At 67.9% G+C, this 7152-nt stretch carries 9 protein-coding genes; 8 read left to right on the forward strand and 1 reads right to left on the reverse strand.

The window, feature by feature from the left end; genetic code table 11:
* A partial coding sequence (locus G3480_RS24340; RefSeq protein WP_206171876.1) for a hypothetical protein occupies positions 1-1124 on the forward strand: 1124 nt, incomplete at its 5' end.
* A 214-nt stretch (positions 1125-1338) separates the two neighbouring features.
* Here G3480_RS24340 and G3480_RS24345 read toward each other — a convergent pair.
* Positions 1339-2403, reverse strand: coding sequence for a helix-turn-helix transcriptional regulator (locus G3480_RS24345; protein WP_164656822.1), 1065 nt, complete (start codon positions 2401-2403; stop codon positions 1339-1341).
* A gap of 318 nt (positions 2404-2721) precedes the next feature.
* On the opposite strand from G3480_RS24345, the gene G3480_RS24350 reads away from it, so the two are divergent.
* From G3480_RS24350 to G3480_RS24380, 7 genes are all read left to right on the forward strand, one after another.
* Complete coding sequence (locus tag G3480_RS24350; protein ID WP_240906031.1) at positions 2722-3057, forward strand: hypothetical protein; 336 nt, start codon at positions 2722-2724, stop codon at positions 3055-3057.
* A 178-nt stretch (positions 3058-3235) separates the two neighbouring features.
* Positions 3236-3643, forward strand: coding sequence for a hypothetical protein (locus tag G3480_RS24355; protein WP_164656823.1), 408 nt, complete (start codon positions 3236-3238; stop codon positions 3641-3643).
* Positions 3640-5868, forward strand: a complete 2229-nt coding sequence (locus tag G3480_RS24360) for an AAA family ATPase (protein WP_240906032.1) — start codon at positions 3640-3642, stop codon at positions 5866-5868. Before G3480_RS24355 ends, G3480_RS24360 begins: the two co-directional genes overlap by 4 nt.
* A gap of 89 nt (positions 5869-5957) precedes the next feature.
* Positions 5958-6158 carry a hypothetical protein gene (locus G3480_RS24365; RefSeq protein ID WP_164656824.1) on the forward strand — a complete coding sequence of 67 codons (201 nt, stop codon included), beginning with the start codon at positions 5958-5960 and terminating at the stop codon, positions 6156-6158.
* Between the two features lie 67 nt (positions 6159-6225).
* Positions 6226-6366 (forward strand): hypothetical protein, encoded by a 141-nt coding sequence (locus G3480_RS24370; RefSeq protein WP_164656825.1) that lies wholly within the window; start codon positions 6226-6228, stop codon positions 6364-6366.
* Between the two features lie 60 nt (positions 6367-6426).
* Positions 6427-6807: a protein-tyrosine phosphatase family protein gene (locus G3480_RS24375; RefSeq protein WP_164656826.1), complete on the forward strand. Its 381-nt coding sequence runs from the start codon at positions 6427-6429 to the stop codon at positions 6805-6807.
* Between the two features lie 20 nt (positions 6808-6827).
* Positions 6828-7127: a hypothetical protein gene (locus tag G3480_RS24380; protein WP_164656827.1), complete on the forward strand. Its 300-nt coding sequence runs from the start codon at positions 6828-6830 to the stop codon at positions 7125-7127.
* The last annotated feature ends 25 nt before the right edge of the window (positions 7128-7152 follow it).

Consider the following 7152-nt stretch of genomic DNA (forward strand, 5'->3'; position numbering starts at 1 on the left):
GCCATGATGCGTTTCCTGAGATGCATAAGTGGCTTGCACGCTATCCCAAGAAGCCACATCAATGCAAGGCCGCACTCCTTTGGCAGGTCGCAGCCGGTGACACCAATCGAAACTATGCGGACGTCTGCATCGACTGGGATGTCATTCTCAATGGCCCTGGCTCCGAAGGTCCCTGGCCAGACTGCCAGGGCAGTTTGCGCAGCGATTGGGCGCTCTCCGAGCGCAAGCTGACCGATCTGCGGCGCTTCGCCGAGGAGATCCAGGACGGCGATGTCGTGGTGCTGCGACTTGGCACGACCGAGGTGCTGGCCTACGGAATCGTCGTGGGCGACTACGCATGGCACGAGAGCTTCGGCGATATCGACGGCTGGGACCTCCATCACGTGCGCCGCGTGCGCTGGCTCGCATCAGACCCGAATGGCCTGATGTCGTTCCCGACCTACACGATGAAGCTGGGCGACACCGTGCAGCGCATGGATGCGCCACCGGTGCTCGATTGGCTCGCGGCGCAGGAGCCGGCGCCGACGGTGCTGCAGCGGCCACTCGAGGCACTGCCGCAGGCCCCGAAGGCGTTGGCTTGGGACGAGATTGCCGAATGCCTCTTCGATCAGGGTGTCGGCAGCACCGCGATCCGCGCGCTCTCGCACGAACTCGACGAGCTGCGACGAATCGCGAAATGGTACGAGCGGCATGACCCGCCTTCGGAATCCGAGACGATCGCCTATCTCACAGTCCCCTTGCTGCGCGCCCTCGGCTGGACACCGCAGCGCATGGCCATCGAGTGGAACCGCGTCGACGTCGCGCTGTTCGACAGACTTCCCAGATCGGATGCGCAGCTGACCGTGGTCGTGGAGGTCAAGCCCAAGGACCGCTCCTGTCTGAGCGCGCGCTCTCAAGCCCAGGACTATGCACAGCAGCCGGGGCGTGACCGCTGTCAGCGGCTGATCGTGACCGACGGCATGCGCTACGCGGTCTACTTCAAGCAGGACGATGGCCACTTCCCGGCGCGCCCGGACGCCTACCTCAACCTCGCCTCGCTGCGCACACACTATCCCTCGCTGCGTTGTCAGGGCGCGCGCGAGGCACTCCTCTACATGTCAGCCGACTGGGTGCCCGCACGCTGAGCGTGCTGCCCGAACCGGGCCGGGATGGCCTGGGCGTCCCAGTTTGCGCGATACAGCCTGTCACATCTGTGCGCTAGAGGTCAGGGCCATGAGGCTGGTCGCCAACAGGCACGTGGAGCTTACACGCGACCCTGCGCCTGGAGCTGGTCGGTGGCACGGTGATCTCTAGGTCGTGCAACGGCTGGCGGAGCAGGGCTGATGCCTTGCTGCGGCCTCAGCTCAGCCCATAGCGCTCAGCGAGCCCGCGCGCGTCGGCGATCAGGCGCGCGCGCAACGCCGGCGGCGCCAATATCTCGACCTGATCGGCGAAGCCGCGCAGCCACCACACCAGCTGCTCGGTCTCACGCAGGGTGGCACTGACCCGCAGCCAGCCCGGCGACTGCGGCTCCGCGGTGATGCATTGATCGGCGCTCAGCGGTGTCTCCTCCAGATGCGCGGCGGCCGCCTCGCTCATGCGCAGCTCGACCCGCTGCGGGGCGCCATCAGCGGTGACATAGTCGAAGGTGCCGCTCGCCAGGTAGGCATCGAAGTCGAATCCCGGCGGCGGCGTCGCCGCGACGTCCAGCAGATCGGCCTGCGTGAAGCGATGCAGGGCGAAGTGACGCGGGTCCGGGTAGTCCCACAAAGTGGCCACCAGATAGACCACTCGGGCGCGAAACACCAGTCCCAAGGGATTGAAGACGTACTCGGCGAGATCACGCTCGCGCGGCTGGTAGCGGCCGCGGAAACGCCACCCTTCCAGCAGCGCGGTCTGCACCACGCCCATCACCGCCGGTTCGATCGGCGCCGGGCACAGCGGCTGCCCCTCGGGAATCACCCGCACCCGCTCCCGCCAGGCGGTCCAGCCCGGCGCGCCGGCGTCAGCCAACACCCGCTCGGCGGCCGCGTAGTAGGGCACGAGGCGCTGTGCCAACGGCGGCGGCAGCAGCGGATCAAGCAGCTCTCGGGCCATCACGAAGCTCAGCGCCATAGCCGGATCCAACGCCGGCAGCTGCTGCACCTGGGTGTCCGCGCGCCACCACCAGCCGCGCCCGCCGGCGCGCTGTCCGTCGTGCTCCAGCTCCGGAAACAGCTTATCCAGATACACAAGATCGCGCTGCACGGCGCGCAGGTTGGTCGCGAAGCCACGGGCCTGCAGTTGCTCCAGCAGGGCGGCGGCACTGGTCTTGCCGGTGGGTGCGCGCCCAGCTGATGGGCGCGCCACAGCAGCCGCACCCTCCCACTGGGGCCGGCGCGGGATGAGACCGAGGAGGGTGAGACGGCGCAGGAAATCGCTCATGGGAGGCTCGCGAGAGACTGAGGGCACAGGCGCGTCACTAAGTGACGCATAAGTGCCTCATTGACGTTACATTTCTACTGATTTTAACTCATGATTACCCCGCTGGTGTCGCAAGACCAAGTCACCAACCCCAATCCGTGTCGGCGGCGCACGCACCTCCCTCTCGCAGCGCGGTGTGGGATCTCCTGCCCAGGCTCTTTAACAAATTCGGATTCCGTCATCCTGGATGCCGCAGCCTCGACGCGCGACATCCAGTGCACTTTGGTCGGTGTTGACCTGCCAACGCGGGAACACCAGCAACCCACGGAGGAAGTATCCATGCCAAGGCCATCCGATGATCCCTTGACCTGCGTCGCCGCACTGGCCTTCGCGCTAGTCGGGCTGACGCCTGTCGCGATCGCCGATCCACCAAGCCCGCAGCCAATCATCAAGACCGGACCCTGTCCGAGCGGTTACAGCACCCGCGGGGGCTACTGCGCGCCCGGTTCGACAGCCCGCTTCGCGCTCGCCAAGCAGGGTCCCTGCCCGAGCGGCTATTCAACCAGCGGTGACTATTGCCTGGCGGGCCGACAGGCCCGCGCGGCGCTGCCCAAGGTCGGCAACTGTCCGTCGGGATGGTCGACCAGCGGGGCCTATTGTTTGCAACAGCGTTGACGGCGCGGCCTCTGCGACGGGAATCCATCTGCGCCGTATATAGGTCCGAGCGACAACCAGGGTCGCGCCAGCGCGCGCAGAGACCGCATGCAACGCATACCGTCGCACGCGAGGTGCATCTTGCACGCCACGCTCAGCCAGCAACCACGTTCTCCATGCAGTTCAACAGGAGTCTTGCATGCCACGACAGCACGAGAATCTGTCCTCGCGCGAGCTACTCGCGCAGATCGGCCTCAGCGAAGAGGACCGCACCGACCTGCTCGACGACGAGCCCCTGGAGGATCTGCGCGAGCACTATCAAGCGCTGACCCGGCGGCACGACTTCGCCCCCAGCGATCTGGTGACCTGGAAGCCGGGACTGAGGAACCATCGCGTGCCGCGCTATCAGCAGCCGGTGGTGGTGATCGAGGTGCTGCCGGAGTCGATCCATGATCAGGATCGGGAGGCCGGCAGCACCTATTTTCGCGAGCCGCTCGACCTGGTGCTCGGGCTGATCGGGGACGAGGATCCGGGCCGCGGCGAGCTGGTGACCTTCCATTTCGACAGCCGGCGCTTTCAGCCGTGGACGGAGGAGCACAACGCATGATGACCGACCTGAGCCCCTGGCGTGAAGACTGGAGCACCCTGTCCGCCGAGCAGCGGCAGCTGGCCTGTTACGGGCTGCGGCTGGTGCGTGACCCGGTTGTCGTCGATTGCCTTGACGAGAGCGATACCCTGGGCGCCCTGTGGGAGCTGCTTGAGCCGCTGGTCGTGCCCGGGCTGATGCGAGATCTGGCCGAGGCGGCGCTGGCCGAGGACCGCGAGGAGTCGGAGGCCCGTCCGCGCCTGCGGCGCGGTCGGCGCCGCTTGGCGGAGACCACGCCCGAGGTGACAGCGTTGGCGCGCCATCCCGAGGATCACCCCCTCCTGTACCGCGAGGTCCAGGCCTGGCTGCGCGCGGTGCCGGAAACCCTGAGCAGGGCGTTGGAGACGGATGCGGCCGCGCTGACGCCGTCCGGGCCGCTCGCGGTGCTGGGCGATACCTTGACCCTGGCGCCGGAGGAGATCGCGATCCTGCGCTTCCTCGAGCAACGCGACGCGAGCGAGGCGCTCGTCGAGCTGCTGCGCGAAGGTGGACGGCGCCACCGCAGCCGCTCCTGGCGCATCAACCGAGAGCGCCTGGCGCAGCTGCTCGGGCTGCCGGCGTCCACCCTGCGCGCGGTCTTGCACCCGCAGGCCCCGCTGCGGCAGCTCGGACTGGTGGAGTGCGACATCAACCACCACCGCGACCTGGAAGACGCCATTACAGCGAGCGATCTGCTGCGCCTGGTGCTCGAGGCCGAGCCGGCCGACCCGGAGGCACTGCTCGCCCTGCTGGTCGAGCCGGCCCCGGCAGCCGCCTGGCCGCTGGCCGCCTTCGGGCATCTGCAGGCCGACATCGCGCGGATCCGTGCCCTGCTGCACGGCAGCACCGCGCAGGCCGCCCCGGGCGTGAATCTGCTTTTCCACGGCGCGCCGGGCACCGGCAAGACCGAGCTGGCGCGAGCGGTCGCGGCGGAATGCGGGCTGCAGGCCTTCGCGGTGTGCAGCACCGATGAGGCGGGACGCGGGCTGAGCCGCGAGGGGCGGCTGGCCGCCTATCGGCTGGCACAGCGGATGTTGGCGCGGCGACGCGACGCAGTGGTGCTGTTCGACGAGGTGGAGGACGTCTTCGACGACGGGCGCGGGCTACTGGCCCTGCTCGGCGGGGAGCCGGCAGCGGGACCGCAGAAGGGCTGGATGAACCGCATCCTGGAGGAGAATCCGGTACCGGCGATCTGGATCACCAACCGCACCCGGGGCATGGATCCGGCCTTTCTGCGCCGCTTCCTGGCGCCGGTGGCCTTCACGACGCCGCCACGCTCGGTGCGCCGGCAGATGGCCGAGCGGCATTTGGGCGATGCCGGGCTGGCGCCGGAGGTGCTCGACGCGCTGGCCGCGGATGCGGCGCTGACCCCGGCCCAGCTGGGCGCGGCGGCACGGCTGGTGGCGCTGTGCCCGGAGCAGGCGCCGGAGCAGACGGTGCGCGCGGGCATCGGGGCGCTGCGCCAGCTGCTGCAGGGCGCGCCGCTGCCGTGGCAGCGCACGGCGGCGACGGCCTTCGACGCGGCCTTTCTCAACCTGGCCGGCGGGGTGACACCGGGGGCCATCGTCCAGGCGCTCGCGCGCTCCGGGCGCGGCACCCTGTGCTTCGCGGGACCGCCGGGCACCGGCAAGACCGCCTTCGCCGAGGCGCTGGCGGCGGCGCTCGACCGCGAGCTGGTCAGCCGTCAGGCCTCGGACCTGCTCTCGCCCTACCTGGGGGAGACCGAGCAGCAGCTGGCGCAGCTGTTCCGCGAGACGGACCCGCACAGCACGGTGCTGCTGCTCGATGAGGTCGACAGCTTCCTCGGCGACCGGCGTCAGGCCCAGCGCCCCTGGGAGCGCACCCAGGTCAACGAGCTGCTGCAGCAGATGGAGCGCTATCCGGGGATCTTCGTCGCCGCGACCAATCTGCTGTCGGGGATCGATGCCGCGGCGCTGCGGCGCTTCGACTTCAAGCTGCAGTTCCGGGCGCTGACGCCCGCGCAGCGCCAGGCGCTGTTCGCCCGGGAGGCGCTCGGCGACGTCGCGGCGCCGGTGCCGGCGGTCATCGCCCGCCACCTCGAGGGGCTGGAGGGGCTCACCGCTGGCGACTTCGCCACCGTGTGCCGCCAGCAGCAGCTACTCGGCGAGGCGCTCTCCCCGGAGCAGTTCCTGCGCCGGCTGGCCCTGGAGTGCCGGCTCAAGGGCGCGGCCGCCCAGGCGGCCTGATTCGCAGGCCAGGGATGGCCGTCAGCAACCACCGTCATTGGTTTCTTGGTGCTGGAGATTTCCAGCGATGACATCGGAGGAAACACCTGATGCCTGGATGTGTTGGACCCGTCGACCTGAGCAACTGCATCGAGTACTCCACCGCATGGGGCGGCACCTGCCGAGGCGACTACACGAAGCGCGACTATTACGTTCAAGGCGAGCGCAGGCGACGGAATCCGGACTATCTGCCGGGTGCGGTGAAGCGCTACAGTCCAGATGAGATCAAGGCCTATCTGGAAGCACGGTGATCATCGAGTGTCCGCTCTTCACAGCACGGCCTAAACCCATTCGCGAAACCGATACGTCGAACGCTGCATGACGCCATCCGTCTTTCCAATTGGCCAGATCGCCAATGGTGGGCTGCTGATCATGCCGGCCCCCAATGCCGACTGGCTGGTGCGGCAAGTCCGTACCCTGCGCGCGCAGGGCGTCACCAAGGTGCTCTCTCTGCTCTAGGACCATGAGATCGCCGATCTACGCCTCACCGCCGAGCCACAGACATGCGCAACGCAGGACATGACCTTCGAGCGCTTCCCCATCCCGGATCATGGCGCGCCCGAGCCAGACGCGCTGGCCGAGCTGATTCCGCGCCTCCATCGGGAGATCGCCACCGGCACGCAGTTGGCGGTCCACTGCTATGGCGGCATCGGCCGCAGCGGGGTGGTTGCCTGCTGCCTTCTCACTCAGGACGGAATGGACGCAGAGCAGGCGATCACCCTGGTCTCTGCGAAACGCCAGCTTCCGATTCCAGAGACGCCAGAGCAGCGTGGCATCGTCCGTGACTACCGCACCCGTTGCAGCAAGTCTGCATTGGTGTCGATGGGTGGAGGCGACCGGACCCGATCGCTGCAACAAGATCGCCAGCGCCGTATGCTCTCAGGTCGAACCCCCGAATGACGACAAGGGTCTCCGATTCAATGCACACACCGCTCACGCCTTCGGATGCACTGCTGTTAGCCCTTAGCGAGCGCTGGCTCAGTGATCTTCTTCCCCCGTCGGTCCGCGACGACCTGCAGGCCGACTTCGACGCAGCCCGTGAGGCGCTAGCTGCGCATCCGGCCTATGCAAGCTGGCTCAACAGGATTCGCGTCTTCGAGCATTGGGACGACGTGCTTCAACCCCCGGATGCCGATCAGCAGGTCGCGGATACCCTGCAGCAGGCCTTGTTGGACGAAGCCGCTGCGCGGAGAAAGTCCATGCGGCGGCGTGGCGCTTAGAATGTAACCTCATGCCCTCGGTTAC

Origin of the sequence: Thiorhodococcus mannitoliphagus, assembly GCF_010915725.1 — a bacterium.
In the GTDB taxonomy this organism is placed as follows: Bacteria; Pseudomonadota; Gammaproteobacteria; order Chromatiales; family Chromatiaceae; genus Thiorhodococcus; species Thiorhodococcus mannitoliphagus.